At 54.6% G+C, this 20,048-nt stretch carries 17 protein-coding genes; 3 read left to right on the top strand and 14 right to left on the bottom strand.

All coding sequences use genetic code 11. From position 1 onward, the window contains the following. Nucleotides 1-147: 147 nt before the first annotated feature. Entirely contained in the window at nt 148-1,146 is a 999-nt protein-coding gene (gene fabD / locus ACNKIB_RS07815) for an ACP S-malonyltransferase (RefSeq protein ID WP_417909989.1), read from the bottom strand. 405 nt (nt 1,147-1,551) lie between these two features. Here fabD and ACNKIB_RS07810 point away from each other — a divergent pair, with 405 nt between their 5' ends. From ACNKIB_RS07810 to ACNKIB_RS07800, 3 genes are read left to right on the top strand one after another with little or no spacing between them, the layout of a single operon-like run. Further along, nucleotides 1,552-1,719 carry a hypothetical protein gene (locus ACNKIB_RS07810; protein ID WP_417909988.1) on the top strand — a complete coding sequence of 56 codons (168 nt, stop codon included), beginning with the start codon at nt 1,552-1,554 and terminating at the stop codon, nt 1,717-1,719. A 12-nt stretch (nt 1,720-1,731) separates the two neighbouring features. Beyond that, nucleotides 1,732-2,370, top strand: a complete 639-nt coding sequence (locus ACNKIB_RS07805; RefSeq protein WP_417909987.1) for an HAD family hydrolase — start codon at nt 1,732-1,734, stop codon at nt 2,368-2,370. Continuing rightward, nucleotides 2,367-4,943, top strand: a complete 2,577-nt coding sequence (locus ACNKIB_RS07800; RefSeq protein WP_417909986.1) for a cobyric acid synthase — start codon at nt 2,367-2,369, stop codon at nt 4,941-4,943. Before ACNKIB_RS07805 ends, ACNKIB_RS07800 begins: the two co-directional genes overlap by 4 nt. A 72-nt stretch (nt 4,944-5,015) precedes the next feature. On the opposite strand, the gene ACNKIB_RS07795 is transcribed toward ACNKIB_RS07800, so the two are convergent. From ACNKIB_RS07795 to ACNKIB_RS07735, 13 genes are all read right to left on the bottom strand, one after another. Then, nucleotides 5,016-5,684 (bottom strand): IS110 family transposase, encoded by a 669-nt coding sequence (locus tag ACNKIB_RS07795; RefSeq protein ID WP_417909985.1) that lies wholly within the window; start codon nt 5,682-5,684, stop codon nt 5,016-5,018. 490 nt (nt 5,685-6,174) lie between these two features. After that, complete coding sequence (locus tag ACNKIB_RS07790; protein ID WP_417909984.1) at nt 6,175-6,774, bottom strand: hydrogenase iron-sulfur subunit; 600 nt, start codon at nt 6,772-6,774, stop codon at nt 6,175-6,177. Between the two features lie 61 nt (nt 6,775-6,835). Then, nucleotides 6,836-9,850 (bottom strand): FAD-dependent oxidoreductase, encoded by a 3,015-nt coding sequence (locus tag ACNKIB_RS07785; protein WP_417909983.1) that lies wholly within the window; start codon nt 9,848-9,850, stop codon nt 6,836-6,838. 36 nt (nt 9,851-9,886) lie between these two features. Next, nucleotides 9,887-10,144, bottom strand: coding sequence for a Txe/YoeB family addiction module toxin (locus tag ACNKIB_RS07780; protein ID WP_417909982.1), 258 nt, complete (start codon nt 10,142-10,144; stop codon nt 9,887-9,889). Further along, the gene (locus tag ACNKIB_RS07775) at nt 10,137-10,670 is read right to left on the bottom strand and encodes a hypothetical protein (RefSeq protein WP_417909981.1); all 534 of its coding nucleotides are present in this window, start codon (nt 10,668-10,670) and stop codon (nt 10,137-10,139) included. The genes ACNKIB_RS07780 and ACNKIB_RS07775 overlap by 8 nt, the downstream gene beginning before the upstream one ends. A 410-nt stretch (nt 10,671-11,080) precedes the next feature. Continuing rightward, entirely contained in the window at nt 11,081-11,590 is a 510-nt protein-coding gene (locus ACNKIB_RS07770) for a hypothetical protein (RefSeq protein ID WP_417909980.1), read from the bottom strand. 65 nt (nt 11,591-11,655) lie between these two features. Beyond that, nucleotides 11,656-13,005 carry an acetyl-CoA decarbonylase/synthase complex subunit gamma gene (gene acsC / locus ACNKIB_RS07765; RefSeq protein ID WP_417909979.1) on the bottom strand — a complete coding sequence of 450 codons (1,350 nt, stop codon included), beginning with the start codon at nt 13,003-13,005 and terminating at the stop codon, nt 11,656-11,658. A gap of 88 nt (nt 13,006-13,093) precedes the next feature. After that, a complete protein-coding gene (locus ACNKIB_RS07760) occupies nt 13,094-13,354 on the bottom strand; it encodes a Txe/YoeB family addiction module toxin (protein ID WP_417909978.1) in 261 nt (86 codons plus the stop codon). Beyond that, complete coding sequence (locus tag ACNKIB_RS07755; protein WP_417909977.1) at nt 13,354-13,569, bottom strand: hypothetical protein; 216 nt, start codon at nt 13,567-13,569, stop codon at nt 13,354-13,356. The genes ACNKIB_RS07760 and ACNKIB_RS07755 overlap by 1 nt, the downstream gene beginning before the upstream one ends. Before the next feature lie 31 nt (nt 13,570-13,600). Continuing rightward, nucleotides 13,601-14,209 (bottom strand): hypothetical protein, encoded by a 609-nt coding sequence (locus ACNKIB_RS07750; RefSeq protein ID WP_417909976.1) that lies wholly within the window; start codon nt 14,207-14,209, stop codon nt 13,601-13,603. A gap of 334 nt (nt 14,210-14,543) precedes the next feature. Further along, nucleotides 14,544-14,801 (bottom strand): hypothetical protein, encoded by a 258-nt coding sequence (locus tag ACNKIB_RS07745; protein ID WP_417909975.1) that lies wholly within the window; start codon nt 14,799-14,801, stop codon nt 14,544-14,546. Between the two features lie 410 nt (nt 14,802-15,211). After that, nucleotides 15,212-17,419, bottom strand: a complete 2,208-nt coding sequence (gene acsB / locus ACNKIB_RS07740; protein WP_417909974.1) for an acetyl-CoA decarbonylase/synthase complex subunit alpha/beta — start codon at nt 17,417-17,419, stop codon at nt 15,212-15,214. A 51-nt stretch (nt 17,420-17,470) separates the two neighbouring features. Then, nucleotides 17,471-20,048 (bottom strand): acetyl-CoA decarbonylase/synthase complex subunit delta (locus ACNKIB_RS07735; RefSeq protein ID WP_417909973.1); only part of this gene is annotated, 2,578 nt, incomplete at its 5' end.

Below are 20,048 nucleotides of genomic sequence, written 5' to 3'. Positions count from 1 at the left end.
ATAAAAGAATGGCACTCCGGCATCCTGAACAGAGCTTGCGCAGAAAACAAAAATATTTACCCTATGCTCGACTTTATGTCAAGCAGGAAGAAAAAATAGCCGAATTTCATTGTTGTTCCGATTCCTGTGATCTGGCTCTGTACAGAGTCAGTCTCCTTGGATTGCCTGCACGGCTTTAGCTAATGACTCCGGGCTATCAGCCTGGACGCAAACTATCGTACTGCCCGCAGGTAGGATTTTTTTCATCATCCCTGTGAGGACAGAGCCAGGGCCAATCTCAACAAAAACTTCTACTTTGTCTTCAATCATCCGGCATATAGATTCATACCAACGTACCCGCGAAGCGATCTGCCGGGCCATGACCGCACGGATAGCTGCGGGGTCAGTTTCTGAGGCCGCCGTGACATTGAAGAGCAGCGGCACTTTGGGTACGTTGAAGCAGATTTTTTCCATGCAGGCGGCAAAATCCGGTACTGCGCCAGCGACCAGTGGACTATGATTCGCCCCTGCTACTTTCAGGGACGCGATCTTCTTTGCTCCAGCAGTTTTGCAGATTTCACTGAACCCCTCCAAGCCGTCAGTATCACCGGAAATGATAATCTGCTGCGGTGAGTTATGATTCGCCACAACTACCTTACCTTGTCCACTGTACTGGACTAATAAGCTCTCGATCTCTTCAATAGTTAGACCAAGTACAGCTCGCATTCCGCCTGGATGCGCCGCGCTTTCCCGCTCCATGAACTCGCCGCGTCGGGTGACAAGGGTAATCGTATCTTCAGCAGACAGCACCTCAGCGGCGTGCAGGGCTGAATATTCACCCAATGAATGCCCGCCGACCCAGGCTGGAATAAAATCATCAGGCAGGGCCTTTTTCAGCTGCTGCCAACAGATGAGATTGATGGCGGTTAGGGCAGGTTGGAGGTGTAAGACACGGGTCAAATCTTCCAGTGGGCCGTCGAGACAGAGTTTGCGCAACGGGAAACCTGAGAGCACTTCGGCCATATCCATCAGGGCGGCAGCATCAGGGTCAGTTTCAATAAAGGCTTTACCCATTCCAAGATATTGCGAACCTTGGCCGGGGAAGAGGATGGCGGTCTTTTTCATGGTTGTCAAAATATTGATCGATAAATGTCCTGCTGCGCACATGCCCATTAAACTCCATCGGACAAAAGTTTATAAAACATAAAGTTGCTCTTTGCAACCATATTAGGTAAACTCAACTAACAGGTCAAGTGTAGGATAAATTGACAATATTGGCAATTATCACAATTCTGCTTGCAGAGAACAGGGAAAACGAACAGCCTGGCGAGGATCACTCAAGCGTTGATGAGTCAGGAGAAATAAGCACGGAAAGAGCACTGCTCGCTGGCAAAGCAGTTTGGCTTGGCAAGAGAGGAGTTTTGCCGACTAAGCAAGGAGTTATACTCGGCAACAAAGGAGTCTGGCCGATTCGCCAAGGAGTCCTAGTAAGCCAGAAAGGAGTCTTACCGACTAGGAAAGGAGTTTTAGTCGGCCAAACTCCTTTGTTGCTCGCTAGGAAAGCAGTTTGGCTTGGCCAAAGAGGAGTTCTGCCGACTAAGCAAGGAGTTATACTCGGCAGCAAAGGAGTCTGGCCGACTACAACTCCTTGCTTACCGAGCCAAACTCCTTGGCAAACGAGCAGGAATGCAAGATATATCAGATAGTATGTGCTGTTTGTGCCGTTTTCATTTTATCTAATCTCTCTATGTCATGTTAAAGCTTGTCGTCTTTGACTGCGATGGAGTGCTCTTTGACTCCCGTGAGGCCAATCGCGTCTATTATAATCAGCTCCTGGCCCATTTCGGCTGCCCACTCATGAGCGAAGAGGACATCGGCTATGTCCACATGCACAATGTCGCCGATTCCATCCGCCATATCTTTCGCAAGCACCGTCAGATCAGCATGGAGGCGGTGAGCAGCTATGCGCAGTCGCTCGACTACACGCCCTATCTCCAGCACATGCTGATGGCCCCTGACCTGAAGCAGTTCTTGGGGATCATCACGCCACACTGTCACCGAGCTATCTCCACGAACCGCACCACCTCGATGGACTTGATCTTAGATATCTTTGGCCTCCGAGAGCACTTTGAGATGGTCATGACAGCTGCCAATGCGCCCCGGCCCAAGCCTGCTCCTGATGCCCTGTACGTGATCCTTGATCATTTTCAGCTCAAGCCAGAGGAGGCTGTCTTTATCGGTGATTCCACAGTCGATCAGGCCCACAGTGCTGCTGCCGGCGTGGACTTGATCGCCTTTGCTAACCCAGCCTTAGATGCCCGCTGGCACGTGGCGAGTTTCCTGGAAATCCTCGCTCTGCCGCCCTTCACCGCCTTGGGTCTGACCGCATGAGCACTACACACGGTGGCAATCTGAACGCCCTTGCAGGCCGACTTGGCTGCAAAGCAGAAGACATTCTTGATTTCAGTGCCAACATCAATCCGCTTGGGCCTCCAGAACAGCTTTGGCATCTGCTTGCTGCCCGGTTGCCTGATATAGTCCATTATCCTGATCCTGAGGCTGTGGAGTTGGTTAAAGCCATTTCCAACCATTACTGGATAGGCTCGAATCAGATTGTCCCAGGTAATGGTACCTCTGATTTGCTCTACGCGGCAATTCGTGCCCTGAAACCTCAGCGGGCCGTCATTCCTGTCCCGGCTTATATCGACTACCGTCATGCCTGCGAACAGGCCGGAGTAGCGGTTCTGTCGTTGCTGCTGGACGAGGAGCATGACTTCCAGCCTGATCTACACAGGATCTACAGCCTCTTGCGGCCAGGCGACCTGCTTATCCTGGGCCAACCGAACAACCCTACTGGACGGCTGAATGAGCGAAACAAGCTCTTGGCCTTAGCTGACCGCCATCCAGAGGTGCTCTTCCTCATTGATGAGGCCTTTGCTGGCTTTGTAGAGGGATATAGCTCTGTAGCCTGTGGCCGGGAAAACATCATCACGCTTTGTTCCCTGACCAAGCTCTTTGCTGTGCCTGGTCTTCGCCTCGGTTTTCTCGCTGCCGCAGAGACGCATTGCCAGAAGATTATTAAAGAGGCGATTGCGCCCTGGCCAGTTAATTCGTTAGCCCAGGCTGCTGGTGCCTTTGTCTTAGGTCAGACAGACTACATCCAGCAAAGCAAGGAAACCGTGCGCATTTGTCGCGAGAAACTGCAACACAGGTTGGCGGAAACCCTGCCCCAGGTCCGGGTGATTGAGGGTGCGGCTAATTTCCTGCTCATGCATCTGCATGGCCGGATCACGGCTGCGAAGCTGGCAGAAAAATTGCTGCGGGACTTCAAGGTAGCCATTCGGGTCTGCGCTGACTACGAGGGTCTGGATGATCAGTATTTCCGGGTCGCGGTGCGGCAGGAAGAAGAGAATGAGCAGCTGATCAACGGTCTCCAGGCGATTCTCAATCCAACAAAAAAGGTTGCCAGCAAAGCACCAGCGAAAAAGACTCCTGCCCTGATGCTGATTGGCACTGGCTCTGATGTGGGCAAGAGCGTAATAGCTGCTGGCCTCTGCCGGGTCTTATTGCAAGACGGCCTGCGAGTTGCCCCGTTCAAGGCCCAGAACATGTCGCTGAACTCCTGCGTGACCAAAGCTGGCGGCGAGATGGGGCGTGCCCAAGTAGTGCAGGCCCAGGCCTGCCGTCTTGACCCAGATGTGCGGATGAACCCAGTCTTGCTCAAGCCCTGTTCAGATGTGGGCAGCCAAATCATTGTCCTGGGCAAACCGATTGGCAATATGCGGGCCGCTGAATACATGCGCTGTAAGGAGAAGCTCTGGGCTACGGTCTGCACTGCCTATGACGAGCTGGCTGCCGAACATGACTGCATGATTCTTGAAGGCGCAGGCAGTCCAGGTGAGGTCAATCTCAAGGAACATGACATCGTTAATCTACGGATGGCGCAGTACAGCAATGCCCCTGCCTTGCTGATTGGTGACATTGACCGAGGCGGAGTCTATGCCTCGTTTATCGGGCATCTGGAAGTAATGGCCCCTTGGGAACGCAAACTGTTAGCTGGTTTTGTGATTAATCGTTTCCGGGGCGATGCCTCTCTGCTTGACGATGCGCACCGATTTATCGAGCACCGCACTGGCCGACGTGTTTTCGGTGTAATCCCCTGGCTGCTTGAGCTTGGTCTGCCGCAGGAGGATTCTGTCAGCTTCAAAGCTGGATTCTACGACCGCCCCAAACCTACTGGCGAGCATGTCGAAATAGCCTTGATTGATCTGCCGCATATCTCTAACTTCACGGATCTGGAACCGCTTCTGATTGAACCTGATGTCTGGCTGCGTACAGTCCACCATGCTGGTGAGTTAGGTCGGCCTGACTGCATTATCCTGCCTGGTTCAAAGAATGTGATTGCTGACCTTGCCTGGTTAAAGGAGAGCGGTTTAGATGCGGCTATCACCAGGCGGGCCAAGCAGGGCCGAGAGATCGTCGGTATCTGTGGCGGCTTTCAGATGCTCGGGCATGCAGTGACTGACCCGCATGGTTTGGAAGGCCAGGCAGGCAGTAACAGCAAGGGCCTTGCGCTGCTCAATCTGAACACCGAGTTGGCTGCTGACAAGACCCTCACCCGCAGGCAAGGAACGCATCTGCCTTCAGGAATGCCGGTGCAGGGCTATGAGATCCATCATGGCCGCAGTGACACAGGCGCAGCAGCCCTGCTCGCCTTTGATGGTGGTGAAGTCTGTGGTTGCTCAGACCGCAGCGGTACCATCTGGGGCAGTTATCTGCATGGCATCTTTGATAGCGACCCCTTTCGCCGTTGGTTCATCAACCGGTTACGGGCAGGCAAAGGGCTGCGACCGTATAGCGGCGAGAAGGTACTATACGATCTCGAGCCAGCCTTAGACCGATTAGCCGAGGTCCTGCGCTGGAATTTAGATATGAAGGCGGTATATCGTTTGCTGCGCGTGTGAAAGCCGTTGGGTCACTCTGACTGCATCGCCTGCGCACCTGCATTATTTATTGGGTAGATACTGTTGTCCGTGTCAGGCCGCATGCACGAACATTTTTCCTGAATTAAGGATACCGATGGCGACATGTACGAGATCTGCGCATCCAAGTCCTGGGATGCTGTGCTGCTTTTTCAGGGTGAGGTCGCTGTCGGTTTTACGTTGGATTTCCGCGTCGATACTGCTGATTTCCTGCTCAAGATACGCGAGATGCCGCTCAATGCCGACTCGAATGCTGCTGCGGGCATCGCGCAGGCGGTTCATCTCCTGAGTCCTCATGCGCTCCAGCGCGTCGCGGCGGGTGACAAGGGAGCGAAGTTCCTTGAGTTCTGGCGGAGGCGGCTCCCAGAGCTGCGGCCTTCGTTCCGCACAGAAACGGGCGATGAGCCGGGCATCTTTTTTGTCCGTTTTGGTGCGATTCAGGACAGCGGAGCCAAACACGCTGATCTGGGCCGGATTAACTACGCTGACGGCATGACCGGCTTCTGTCAGGAATTCTACGGCGGATTCCCAATAGAATCCAGTTGCCTCCATGCAGGCGTGCACTGTTCCCGCGCCATGTTGACCCAGCCAGGCGGCAAGCACTGCAAAACCTTCCGGCGTGTTCGGCACAACCTTGCTTCTGAATTTTCCGTTCGGAAGCATCAGGGCGATGTCCAGCTTGGCCTTGGCAACGTCAATACCGAGAATATACTGGTGATTCATGATAAACTCCCTGCAAACTTAACCTTGCGAATGCGGGCTGCCGACTCTGTCGGGCCATTGATACTGTTCAAATTCCAGCAGGAAAAACAGGAAAGGCCGGTGCATTATCTACATTACGAACTCTTGGGTCCAAGGGACGAAACGGCATCCGGCTCTCCTTACTTCAGGATGGATTATGGTAACCCATCCTAATCTCATAATACAAGGGGCGATTTTCTTTGCCCCTACGAGATGGACAACCTGTCGTAGGGTAAGGGAATCATTTTATGATGCTCCAGCGATATCCATCAGCCTGCCGCTGTATTCCTCCATAGTCATTGATTTTTGGAGACGGGAATTTGGCCTGCGGGATAAGCACCAGAAGCCGACATAAATTGGTGGGCAAGCAAAAGGACACTTGCCCATCCTACGGTGCTATAACGCACAAACAAAAAGCGATGCCGCCCAACCGGACAGCATCGCTTTCTCATTTCACCGCCAAATTGCTGAATCAGGCCGCCAACGCCTTGTCCAAGGTCTTGGTCACCTTGTCCGTGATCAGCCCGTCAATATGCTCGCGCGTCCAGATGGCATCTTTACGCACCGCCTTGCTTGCATTGCCGAAGCTGACCCGCACTGCTTGGCTGGAGACTGCGGCCAAGGCCTTCTCCAGTCGTTCGCGCAGCTCGTCCTGAGACAAGCCCTCCACCTTGCCCAGCGGCCCCAGCTCCCGAATCTGCTCGGTGAAGCGGGTGATCAGCTTGACAAAGCGGGGAGCCTCGGCAGCCGAGGCCCATTCCAAATCATAGCGCTCCTTCCTGATGCCGACATCTGCCAGCACCTTTCTGACCAGCGCATCCACACCCATCGCGTCGTAATTACCAACCTGGTAATGGCATTCTCCGGGTTGTCACCCGCCGGTGAAGATGCCGTCTGCGCCTTCAATAAAACCGCGCAGGATGAAGGCTGGGTCAACGCGGCCTGTGCACATCACCCGGATGGTGCGCAGGTTGGGCGGATACTGGAAGCGGGACACGCCCGCCGCGTCCGCTGCCGCGTAGCAGCACCAGTTGCAGAGGAAGCCCAGAATCTTGGGATTGAACTCGCTCATGTTATATATACCTCGAAAGGGTTGATTCGCCGCAGGGCGGTTCGCGAACCGCCCCTCCACATCATGCCGGAACTGGCTCTTTTGCCTTAACCGTTGCCCCGCCAAAGGCCGCGATCTGATCCATGATCTGCTTGTTGGTGAAGCCGCCCATCGCGATGGCAAAGGTTGGGCAATGGCTGGAACAGATGCCGCAGGCCTTGCAGGAGGCGGCAATGGTGCGCGCTCTGCGCTTGCCATCTTCAGCCTTGATCATCTCGATGGAGCCAAAGGGGCAGAGGCTGGCGCAGAGGCCGCAGCCGATGCACTTGTCCTGCTCGACCACAGAGACAATGGGATCCACCGTGACTGAGCCTTTGACCAAGGGAATAGCCGCCTTGGCCGCTGCCGCCTGCGCTTGGGCGATGGTCTCATCGACCGGCTTAGGGCCATGCGCCGCGCCGCAGACGTAGATGCCGGAAACCGGCAGCTCCACGGGCCGCAGCTTGACGTGCGCCTCCAAGAAGAAACGGTCAGCGGTCAGCGGCACCTTGAGCAGCTTGCTCAGTTCTTCGGTGCCGTCCGGGACAATGCCGACCGATAGGGTAACCAGCTCTGGGGCCATATCCAGCTCCTCTTGCAGCAGCGGGTCGAAGAAGCGAACATGGGCTTTGCCGTCCTGCTCGAAGACCTGCGGCTTGCGCTCCAGCTCGTAGGGAATAAAGATCACGCCCTTGAGCCGGGCCTCGCGGTAGGCATCCTCGGCGTAACCGTAGGTGCGCATGTCGCGGTAAAGGACGACCAGTTGACTGGCCGGATTCAGCTCCTTGATCCGCAGGGCATTGCGCACCGCTTGGGTGCAGCAGGTTTTCGAGCAGTAATTCAGCCCGTCGCCGCGTGAGCCAGCGCATTGAATCATCACCACTGAGGCCGGGGCCGCGCCTGCGGCCAGCCGCTGGCCCAGCTCGCTCTGGGTGAGGACACTGCTGTGTTCGTCGAGCAGATACCCGGCAGGCCGGTTTTCATGGCCGCCGGTGGAGATGATCATCACCCCGTGGTCAACCGTGTGCTGCTTGTTCTCCGCACCTTCGCTGATCACAGAGGAGAAGTTGCCGATAAAGCCGGAGAACTCGGTCAGTTCGGCGTTGGTCAGGACATCAACTAGCGCGTTGCCCTTGACCTCAGCGGCCATCTGCTCCAGATACGGCGAGTGGCCGCCCAAGATCGGCCCTTTCTCGACCAGCACCGAGGGGAAGCCTTGCTTGGCCAGCGTCAGAGCGGCAGTCATGCCAGCAATGCCGCCGCCGATGATTAAGGCGCGGCGCGTGACCGGCACGCGCTGCTCCGGCAGGGGCTTCATGCCTCTGGCTTTAGCAACAGCCATCCGCACCAAGTCTTTCGACTTGTCCGTGGCCGCCGCAGGCTCTCCGGCGTGCACCCAAGAGCATTGATCGCGGATGTTGACCATCTCGATCAGGCAGCGGTTGAGGCCCGCGTCGCGCAGGGTTTCCTGGAAAAGCGGCTCATGGGTGCGCGGTGAGCAGGCGGCGATCACCACCCGGTTCAGGCGATGCTCGATGATCCGCTCCTTGAGGGTCTGCACTGCGTCCGCCGAGCAGGAGTAGAGCGAGTCGGTGTGATAGACCACGCCCTCCATGCCCTCAACCGAGTTCTCAACCTTGTTGACATTCACCACCGAGGCGATGTTGATGCCGCAGCGGCAGACAAACACGCCGATGCGCACTTCCTCTTCCATCGGCTTTTCCTCAGGATAGGACTTGTGAACAATGCCCATGCCGCGCTGCTGCTCCAGCATCCCGGCGGCAATACCTGCGGCAGCGGAAGCCTGGGTGACGGATTCAGGAATATCCTTCGGCCCTTGGAAGGCTCCAGCGACTATCACGCCCTCAACCTGGGTCTTGAGCGGGGCCAGCGTCTCAGTCCGGGCAAAGCCGTACTGATTGAGGGCGATGCCAGTGATGTCGGCAATCTTTTGCCCATCTTTTGGTGCTTCCAGGCCAACCGAGAGGACAACCAGATCAACGCCCTTGAAAGCGTGGCCGCCATCCAAGGTGGAATAGGTGAGCTGGAGACGGTTCTCCCACGGCGTGACCCCGGCCACCTTGGCCCGGATAAACTTGATCCCCATGCTCTCCGCCCGCTGCCGGGCCTTGTCAAACTCCTTGCCCTGGGTGCGGATGTCCATGTAATAGATGCTGATCTCCACCGAGGGATCGTGCTCCTTGGCCACCATCGCCTCTTTGATGGCATACATGCAGCAGACCGAGGAGCAGTAGCCGTTGTCGCAGCCTAAATCTCTTGACCCCACGCACTGGATAAAGGCGATGGAGTGCGGATGCCGCCCGTCGGAGAAGCATTTCATCTCGCCGAGGAACGGCCCGGAGGCGGTGGTCATCCGCTCGAACTCCACCGAGGTGACGACATCAGGATGCTGGCCGTAAGAGAACTTGGACAGCGTCTCAGCATTGATCCTGCCGAATCCCGGCGAAAGCACCACCGCGCCGACATGCAGCTCGAATTCCTCCGCCTGCTGGCTGAAATCAATGGCGTGACTCTGGCAGACTGGCACGCAGATTTGACAGGTGCCGTGCTGCACATGCAGGCAGGTCGCCGGATCAATGTAATAGGTGGCAGGCACAGCCTGCGCGTAATCAATGTGGATCGGGCGGGTCAGGGCCAGCCCTTCGTTGTAGTCATCAACCAAGTGTTTCGGGCAGTATTGGGTGCAAAGCCCGCAGGCCGTGCATTTGGCCGCCTCAATGTAGCGGGGCCGCTGCCGCACTTTGACCGTGAAACTGCCCGGCTTTCCGTCCAATGCCAGCAAATCGGCATTGGTGATCATCTCGATGTTAGGAGACCGACCGGCCTCCACCAATTTTGGCGCGAGAATTCAGAGAGAGCAGTCGTTGGTTGGAAAAGTTTTGTCCAACTGCGACATTACCCCGCCGATCACCGGGGCTTTGTCGAGCAGATAGACGTAATATCCCAGCTCAGTCAGGTCAAGGGCAGCCTGTATGCCAGCGATGCCGCCGCCGACCACCATCACTGATCCGGCCCTGTGTTGCAGTGCTTTTCCCATTGCAGTCTCCAGTATTTTAATTGATTGGATAATTATCTATTTATCATAATGATAACGGCATTGCGCGATGATCAGGTTGCCGTCTTGGATAGTGTATACAAGCCTGTGCTCATCGTTGATTCTTCTGCTCCAGAATCCACTCCATTCATGCTTCAACAGCTCTGGCTTGCCTATACCAGAAAAAGGATTCCTCAAGATGTCTTTGATCAGTGCGTTGATGCGCTTCAGTATCTGTTTGTCATTTCCCTGCCAATACAGATAATCTTCCCACGCCTGTTCATGCCAATTAATCATTGAGCAACTCATGCGCTTCGTATTTGCCAGACTGGATATCTTGCACCGCCTTATCAAGGCGTTCTTTATTCATCGCAGATTGCGCAAGATACTCTGTTTCGCTGTATGCGCTGGCATGGTCTATCCGATCTTGCAGAGTCTCAATAATGAATTCTTCCGCTGTTTGACAGAATGATTTTGCAATATCATGTATTCTATTTGTCAAATTGTCAGGAATATTTACGGTCAACATCTTACCCCTCTCTCCTTTGTCGTTTTGTTCGTAAATGTTCACTGAGAAATTTTTGTTGCTCTGGAAACGAGTCGTGTTTACCGGAAAAGAAGTCGTGTCCATCCAAAAACGAGTGCTGTTTATCCGTAAAGGAATCTTGTTAGCCAGGAAACGGGTCTTGTTTAACAGCGAAGAAGTTTTGTTCGTCTGGGAAGAAGTCTTGTTAAACAGCAAATGAATATTGATAGATCGGAAACGAGTTGTAGCTAACCAAACTCCTTTGCGGTTAAACAGGAAAGAAGTTTGGTTAAACAAAACTTCTCTTCCGCCGAGTAGGATTCCCTTCTTGTCTGGTCAAACTTCTTTGCGAACGAGCGGTGATCTTTCCTCGCCTATCTTTGAGCATATCTTCAGCAGTCTTTAGAAATTCGTTACAGACCGCGCAAGATACTCTGTTTCACTGTATGCGCTGGCATGATCTATCCGATCTTGCAGAGTCTAAAGAATAAATTCCTCCGCTGTCTGACATTTTCGTACCTGAAGTTGGGCAACAAAAGTTACCCAACCTGCCGAGCTATTTTGTCGGTTTGGAAGCAGGTTTCTCCGATGCAGGTTTCTCCGATGCAGGTGGCTTTGTTGGTGGTTTAGGCGTAGGAGTATTTGTCACAGGAAGTCCTCTCCCAGACTCAAAATCTGAACGTTGTTTCTTAGACATAAAAACTCCTTTATGCTGAGATATTATGATATGTTTTAGTTAGATATAGATCAGCTTTTCTTTCTGCTTCAGAAAGAATTTTTTTATTTTCTGGCAACACAATGTTTTTTAAACAGTTCTGTTCTGCCAAGAGAGATTCCTCTTTCAAACTAATATACAGTTCATGGATTTCCTCTTCTGTCAGCTTACCTTCAGCAACCGCAAACCAGCCCTTTTCACACTTCAGGGAAATATTTTGAAACTTATCAGTTAATTCTGATATTGCTTTTACTCTTTGCTTATGGGGCAAAAAAGGCTTTATCGCAGTAATAACTTGAGATAAGGCTATAATTGCCGACCACACCAAAGGATATTTTTGCCAAATAGCCCATGCAGCAATACTCGTTGATGATGTTACTGCTAAAAAAATATCTACACGCTTATCCCAACGGTCAGCATGTTCCGCATAACCTTGCAGATAAATTATATGTGTTTTTAATTCTTTGAGCTGCGCCCAATACTTATCTTGATATACGCTCATGTTACTGATGCTATTCCTGCACTGTAGATGTTTGCCCACAGTGCAGGGAAAAATTAGTTAGCCGCTTACTTCACCGGCTTCCACTCCTTCAGGAACGCAGGCAAATGTCCTGCTTCACGCGGGCCGATGGTGATGGTCCAGTCCGGCAGCTCTTCTTCCAGCTCGCCCTTGATTGTGGCGAGATAGCCCGGAATGATCAGCTCGCGGTGCTTAACCTTGTCGGCAATGCCGGACTTCTTGACAAAGGCCGCGATCAGGTCTGCGCCGAACTTGCCCGCCGCCCACGCGGTGAGCACGGACAGACCCTCCGTATCCTTGATCAGCAGCCAGCTCGGCACCTTGGAGCCTTCGATCTCGCCGGAAACAATGAAATACGTCAGCGAGAAGTTGCAGGTGATCAGCACCGGCGAATTCTCGTCCGGCCCGGTGATCGGGTAGATGTCCTCGGCCACGACCATTGGCCGCTGCGGGTCGGTGAAGATGTTGAGCTGCTCCAGCAGGAGCGGGAAGAGCACGTCGCCCTGGATGTCGGAGAACACGGCGATTGCCGCATACTTGGCCATCAGCACCGAGCCGATCATCGCCTCCATCATCAGGTCGTCGCACATCTCGCAGGGGAAGGCGATGACCGGAAAACCGAGGGCTTTGAACTTCTCCTTCACGGCGGAGCGGCGGGCAACCACGCTGTCCTCGAAGGCACCGCGCAAGGTTCTCGCGCCGCTGTCAAGCACCATGTCCTTGACCCCGGCAGCGATCAGCTTATTGACCAGATCAACGAGATCGCTCAGGTTCTTGCCCTTCACGCCGATGGGACAGCCAGTCTCTTTGGCCAAGGCGGCAAAGGCATCGGCATTCTCGGCAGTTGCGCCGTAGAGCAGCGGCTTGTTGTCACCGCAAACAGCGGCAGCAGCCTTGAGCGCATTCACATCGCCGCTCATCAGGATGATGGCCTGCTTGGGCGCGGCAGCCATGACCTTTTTGGCCATATCAGCCAGCGAAACGCCGCCCGCATCTTTAATCGCCACGAGATTGTTGCGCATCATCACCCCGACGCGCTCATACTCCAAGGTCGCGGCCCGCTTCAGCTTACCGTCAACCGAAGCTGCATCCTCGTTCGTGCTGATCAGCACGGCAAGGCCGGTCTTGTTTTCAAAGCGCTTCTCATGCCGGAACTGGCAGGTCTCGCCGCCTGCGGTGAACGCCGCCTCGCCGCTGCCAATTTTCACTGTGCGGATGGGCGGTGCCGATGCCTCGCCAATAGTGGCCTTGGCCTCCTCGCTCACGTCAACACATGCCACGATTTCAGCCTGACCTGCCGCCACTTTCATGGCAAAGGCCAGACAGGTGGGGATGCCGCACTTGCCGCAGTTGGTCTTGGGCAGCATCTTGAGAATCTGGATACCGGTTAATGCCATTTTATCCTCCTGGTCAAAAAATCAGAATCAGAACACCGGGAACACGATTCGCTGTATCCCGGCTGCTGGTGCTTTGTTATTTAATCGCTTACTCGTAATGGCTCCACATGCGATACACTTTGATCAGTTTCTCATCTTCAAAAACTTCATAGACCAAGCGATGCTGCTTGTTGATACGCCTGCTGATCAAACCGTTCATGTTGCCTTTCAAAAATTCATATTCCGGCGGATACTGCAATGGATTTTGCTGAATGATCTCTATCAGTTTCAGAACCTTCTCTTTCAGCCCGCTGGATGCCAACCTTTTAGCATCCTTTTGGGCTTGCGTCATGAACTTGACGGTGTACATCACCACTCCAGCTTATCGAGTGTGACACCATTGCAATCCGGCTCTCTTCTGGCCTCTTGAATGCTGTGAACCATCCCGTTTATCGATCTCAAATATTCATCATCGCTGACATACTCTGACTGATCCAATATTTTTATTTCATTATTAAAATGCTTCAGTAGCCATAAAAACTTCTCGACAATGCCGTCGTCTATTCGCAATGTGACTGTTTTCATGTTGTCCTCTTTTGCCAGGCGGATTGCGTTGTCATATCGCACCTCGCTGCAATGCTGCCTTGGCCTCGCAAAACAGCCAATTCAGCACCTCAAAGACCTTTTGCAGATTTTCCGTGGCAGATATCTGTGTCGGATCTTTTGTGAAGATATTCTTCTCCAATTTGCCGAACTCCCACGCCTTACCAGTGGTGACAACGCCGTAGCACATCTTCGCCCCTTGCAGCGATGCCGCATACATTTCGGCCAAGGTCTGCGCCCAGCCTTCGTTCCACTTTTCCTGCTTTGCTTCCATCACGCAAAGCGGCGGCACAGCCATGACACCATGCTTGGTTTTCGGCGCAATCAAGTAATCCGGCTCGCCGACTAAATCCTGTTCTTTATCCACATTGAAGGAAATATGCGACCAAACAAGAAGATGTCGGTGCTGCTCCGCCACTGCGTCTAAAATATGGCTGATGATATGCTCGCAGATGGCGAACTCGTTAATAAAATAGGCATCCTCGCGCAGCTTTTCTGCTATGCGGGAGAAGATAAGCTCAGGAACCTGTATTTCCTTTGTTGCTGCAAACTGCTCCGTTCGCACTTCAATATCAAACTTCTGGCTTACTTCGCCAACGGATTTGAATGAGCTGTAGGGCATTATCTGGTTACTCCTTTAGAAGGATAAACAATGCCTCTCTGTTAATCTCAGACAATGCTGTTACAGCCTTAATAAGACATGCTGCTGTGGTATTCGCTTGATTTAAAAAAATATCTGAAAGAATAGGGTAGCGCATTAAACTTTTCAACTCTGAGTATTTTGAAGGATTTGTGTGGCATACAGTTCCGTAAAGCAACAAATCTAATGCCTCTCTATTAGTATACCTCTTCTCAGTTTCATTTATAATGAATGTAACAGAGATACTGCTGTCAAGATACTCATTCAGCTCAGACCTTATCTCTTGAAATTTCTTTCTGAAAGGTTCCAACTTAGATTATTTTTCATATATCTTGGCTATATTGTTTATTGACAATCTATCGTTGTCTTGCAAAAACATTCTCAGGACAGCATATGCCGCGACAACAGATTCTCCCTCAGCTCCAACCAAGACTGAATCAACTTTTCTCCCTATTTTAAACTCAGCGATAAAACCAGATTCATTCCGAAGCATTGAATCTGAAAAACTTGATCTTAATAAAAATTGTGCTTTTTCGTTGAACAGCGTAAGATTTTCAATTGTATCAGGATTCATTGTATAAAACACAGTCTAATGATAAACTTGGGAATCAAGATAGAGAGTGCTTCCGTGTCTGCTTCCGAGTTTGCATCAGACAACTAAAATCGCCCCATCTACATTTCTACCTCCGAGCGGGAGGAATGTCACATTTCTTTCATAAAAATAGGCATCCCTTAGTTTTTATTCATATATCAGAGGGTACGCGCCCAACGTCGCTTCTCGAAAGCCCCCGCTCTTTTTTTGAGAGGAGACCATCTTTTTTGAATAGAGCCTATCCTTTTTTGAATAACATAACATCCGTTCAAAAGAGAGCTGCCTCGATTCAAAACAGAAGCCATCCTCTTCAAAATCGAACAAGCTCACTTCACCACCGAAGGTCAGCAAGGGACAGCCAAACAGCTCCGCCCCTTGCATAGCCTTCGGAATCAGCTCATCGCTGCTTCCATCTCCAACGCAGGATGGCCCTTTTCTTTCATGAAGGCCAAGATTTCCGCCTCGGTGGTGCCCTGCTCCTCGGTGGCGATCATGTCGTACAGCTCCGGCATCCCCATGTCCGCGCAGGCGGCCCGCAGCTTGTCGCTGATCTCCTCCTTCATCATCTTGGGCATCCAGACCATCCGCTTCAGACCGCCCTCAGCCTTGAAGAGCTTCTTGCTGGTCATGAAGTGCTTGGACACGCCCATGAAGCCGGGGGTCTGCATACCGCCGCCCGCCATGCCCGCGAGCGTGGTGAACTTCATGCCGGACGGAGTCATGCCCATGTAGTCGCGGTTGACGACCATGATGCCGTTGCACTGGGGCAGCATGGCGGCGATGGCCTCAAAGCAGCCGCAGGCGGTCATCGGATTGTTCATCAGCGAGTAGCAGCTGACCTCGGTGACTGCGCCGCGTGAAGCTTGGTTGACAAACTCGTTGATGCCGGTGAAATATCCGTTGTCAGTGTCGGTGCATTCGCCTTTGGGAATTGGCTGGTTTGGGCCAGTGGGGTTGATTTGGAACGAAGCCTTGCCGTCCAGCCAGTTGTAGGCCCCGCACATGCCGATGCGCTCCGGCGTAATCACGCAGACATGGCTCGGCGCAAAGGACTGGCAGAGGGTGCAGGAGTAGAAGACTTCCTCGGTCTCGTCGGTCATCGCGCCAAGGCGAAGGTCGCGCTCGGTATAAACATGCTTGGCCAAGGCCATCACTTCCTCAACCTTCTCCTGCACGGTGTAGATTTTCACCTGCACCTTGTCGAGGATTGCGCCGAACTCCTGATGCAGCTTGCCGTGCAGCACCTTGCCGATGTGCTTGAAGGAGAAGCCTTTCTCGACCGCGCCCTTGCCGATGCGCACCCACATGATGTTGCGCTGACCAATGTGCATGATGCCTTGCACGTAGTTGATCAGGTGATGGAACTGGCGCTCCAAAATTGGCTCAAAGTCAGACTGCATCTCGCGGCCAGCCACTTCAACCAGAATAGCGATGGGCAGGTTTTGGCCCTGCTTGATGTCGCTGATGTCCGGGCCTTCGAGAATCACTTTGCCGTCCTCAACCTCGTCCATCTCCTTGGAGATCAAGACTTCCACGCCGGTGGTCCGCCCGCCGCCGCACTCCATGAACAGATCATCCTTGCGGATGCGCTCGCCCTCAAAGGCCGGGCCGAACGACATGGGGATGTCAATCTTGTTGACGCTGACCTTGAGGCCGCGCACCTCGATGGCTTTCTGGACAATCTCCTCGTGCGGCACGTTGGAGACCACGTGCTCGTAGGTGCAGATGCCTGTTGGCAATACCTGCGGGATGTCGTAGTCAGAAATGGTCGGGAAGCCCCAGTTGATTGCGCCTGCCGCGTTGGCGTACCACTCGTCGCTGACCGGGCCAAAGGCCATGACAAAGGCGAAGGTGCGGTTCTTGTTGTAAATCAGGTTGGCGCGGTAATCGCCGGGCTTCACGCCGCCGAAAGCCAAGGCCACGCGGCAGGCAAAGCCGATGGCAAAGACCACTGAAGTGTAGGACTTGCCAAAAGGCACGAGGCGCGTGTTCCAGCCGACCTGCACGCCGTTCTCCTTGAGCAGCTCGGCCATGTTTTTGCCCTTGGAGTGATCGTGCATGAAGATGTAAAGATTCTTCTCTTGCAGCTCCAAGGCAATCTTGGATGCCATCGCTTTATCCTCCGGCGAGCCGACGATGGCCGCGAAGCCCGGTGCGGTGCCGTCAACAAACTCCACGCCGCGCTTGCGGAATATCACGTCGTCCGCCGCGCCCAGCCAGAGATTTTCTTGCGTAGGCTCTTCGCTTTTGGTGTAGAAGTTCGGCTCGTTGAGATAACGAATGGCTTCGTACATCTCCTCAGCAAAATAGGTGGCCATGCCCGCGTCCAGCGCAGGCGCGAGATACGGCAGCCAGATATTGTCGCTGACTATCGCGGGCAGCAGCGTGCGGCATTCTTGGAAAATTGCCTTCATGTCGCCCAGCTTCTCCACCTTCGCGCCGAGCATCGAATAAATGATCGGCAGATAATAGGCAGTGTTGGGGAAGGAAACTTCGTGCTCAGGCCCGAACTTTTTCAGAGCCTCCTCGTAGCTGGCTTCCGCCATGTCCACGATCTTATGGGCACCGCGTATGGCTGCGGAACAGATGATTTTCGACATTGAAACTAACTCCCTTTGCGGTTCTCAGAGGTTCAATTCGTTCCGTGCCGATCAGCCGATCAGCCCGTTGATCAGGGACTTGGTCATGTTGACCGCCTTGGGATGACGCATGATCAGCACCTCGCCGCCCGCCATCAACATGCAGGAGGCAGTGACCGCCTCCATCATGATGCCGCGCCGCTCTTGGTCGCCGAGCATCGCATCGCTGGGCAGGCCGACCTCCTTGGTCTTCCAGACTTCGCGGCCCAAGTTGCAGATGAGCGGCACTTGCAGCTTCTCGTCTTTCTGGGTGAGAGCGGCGAGGCGGATGCGCTCCATGACCGAGTAGGTGTACTCAATGCCGTAGCCGAGCGCACCGACCGAGGGATCCATCAGCACGGTGTCAAGACCCACGCCGAGGTTCTCCAGCAGGATGTTGAGCTGCTTGGCAAGGTTCACGTCAATCGGCGAAGCAGCCACCACTGGGTAGCGGAAGGCCATTGCGGTCGCGCCGATGGAGCGGTAGTTGCTGTCCTCCAGCGGGGCAAGGCAGACCTTCTTGTCGCCAATCATCGAGGTGACTTCGCGCAGCGTCTCGGTGTCCTTGTCCGCATTGCCGCAGCCCCAGACAATCACCGGCACGTCAATAGCCTGAATCACCTTGGCCGCATCTTGCGCCGCATCCTTGGCCGAACGGTTCGCGCCGTTGGGATCAGTGCCAGCCAGCCAGATGTTGATCGCGTCAGCCTTATAGACATCCACGCACTTGCGCGCCCAAGCCACCGGGTCGCCCATCACGTCCTCGAAATGCCTGCTCAGTGTGGCGGGCCAGTTGTCCGGGCGGATGTCCATCACTTCCATCGCGATCAGCGGCTTGTTCTTCATCGCCCCTTCAAAGAGATGGAAAGGCAGAGAGGTCGAGCCGCCCACGGTCACGGTCTTATTGCCGCTGCCAAGGGTCACTTCGCGGATTGCACCGGAATAATTGACCTTGTAGCTGGAGGCAGGCACCTTGGCGGCGCGTTCCGCAAAGGGGGCCTCGCCGGTTGCTAATGCCGGAGCCGCAAAGTCAGCCGAAGCAGCAGCCGGAGCGGGCTTAACTGCTGCCGCAGCTTTCGCGGCTGCTTCGGCATCAGCTTTAGCCTTGGCCTCTGCTTCCGCCTTCAGTTTGGCTTCCGCATCTGCCTTGGCCTTTGCCTCGGCTTCAGCCTTCGTTTTGGCCGCAGCCTCTTCCTTGGCTTTTGTCTCTGCCGCCGCTTTTGTAGCTGCATCCGCTTCGGCTTTCAATTTGGCCTCTGCTGCCGCCTTGGCTGCCGAGTCATCCACAACCGGAGCTGCCGGAGCGACCGGCGCAGCCACAGGAGCCGCAACTGGCTTCTTGGCGCAGCATTCCGGCTCGCGTTTGAGGACAGCCTCAGCCCTGGCAAAGTTCATCAGGGCTTCAAACTGGTCATCGCTCAGGCCGTAGGCGCTCTTCAACGCCTTCAGGCCGATGCTGACCGACTCCAACGCCATCACGCGCTCTTTCTCATTCATCTCATGCTCTCCCGCATCGTCAGCCGCTGCTGCGGCAGGTTTAATCTCTTCCGCCGCCTGGGGCCGGACAGCGGCGGAGCTGGCCTTGAGGGCCTCCGCTTCGGCACGGGCTGCGGCTATAATCTTCTCGGCTTCGGCTTTGGCCTGATTGAGCAGCTCATCAGCCGCCGCGCCGCGCACCTCGATGGTCTCGGCAACAGGGGCCGCACTCTCTTTGACAGGCTGAACAGCGGCGGCATCCTCAGCAAAGGTCGGACGGGGCAGCAGACCGGCCTTCTCGCAGATTTCACCGACCGCCTCCTCCCACTCAATCGCCATGACATGGACACCAGCCACGCCCGGAATCTCCTTGACCTGATTGATGATATCGACGCAGATATTGATGCCTTCCTGCTTCTGGTTCTTCGCGCCCTTCATCCGCTCGATCACCGCGTCGGTCACATCCATGCCCGGCACCGAGCTTTTCATGTAGCGGGCCATGCCCAAGGACTTGGGCGGGGTCACACCGGCGAGGATGTAGGCCTTCTCGGTCAGGCCAAGGTCACTGGCCTGCCTCATGAACTCCGCAAACTTCTCGACGTTGTAGATGATCTGGGTTTGGATGAAGTCCGCGCCATTGGCGATCTTCTTGCCCATGCGCACGGCCCGGAACTCGAATGGCCAAGCGAAGGGGTTGGCCGCCGCGCCGAGGAAAAGCTCCGGGGCCTTGCCCTTCAGCTCCTCGCCGCACTGGAACTTCTTCGCGTCGCGCAAGTCCCGCATCATGCCGAGCATCTGGATCGAGTCCATGTCGAACACGCCCTTGGAGCCGGGATGATTGCCGAACTTTTGGTGGTCGCCCGTCAAACAGAGGAGGTTCTTCAGCCCCAAGGCGGCAGCCGCCAGCATGTCGGACTGCATCGCGATCCGGTTGCGGTCGCGGCAGGTCATCTGGATGACCGGCTCCACGCCCTCAGCCTGGGTCAGCAGGCCCGCGCCGATGGACGACATGCGCACAATGGCGGTCTGGCAGTCGGTGATGTTGACCGCATCCACCTTGCCCTTGAGCAGCCTCGCCTTGGCGCGGACCACCTCCGGGTCACTGTTCTTCGGCGGCCCCAGCTCGCCCGTGACG

The sequence above is a fragment of the Candidatus Electronema sp. PJ genome, assembly GCF_048287395.1.
Classification (GTDB): domain Bacteria; phylum Desulfobacterota; class Desulfobulbia; order Desulfobulbales; family Desulfobulbaceae; genus Electronema.
This window is presented reverse-complemented; position numbering and strand designations above follow the sequence as displayed.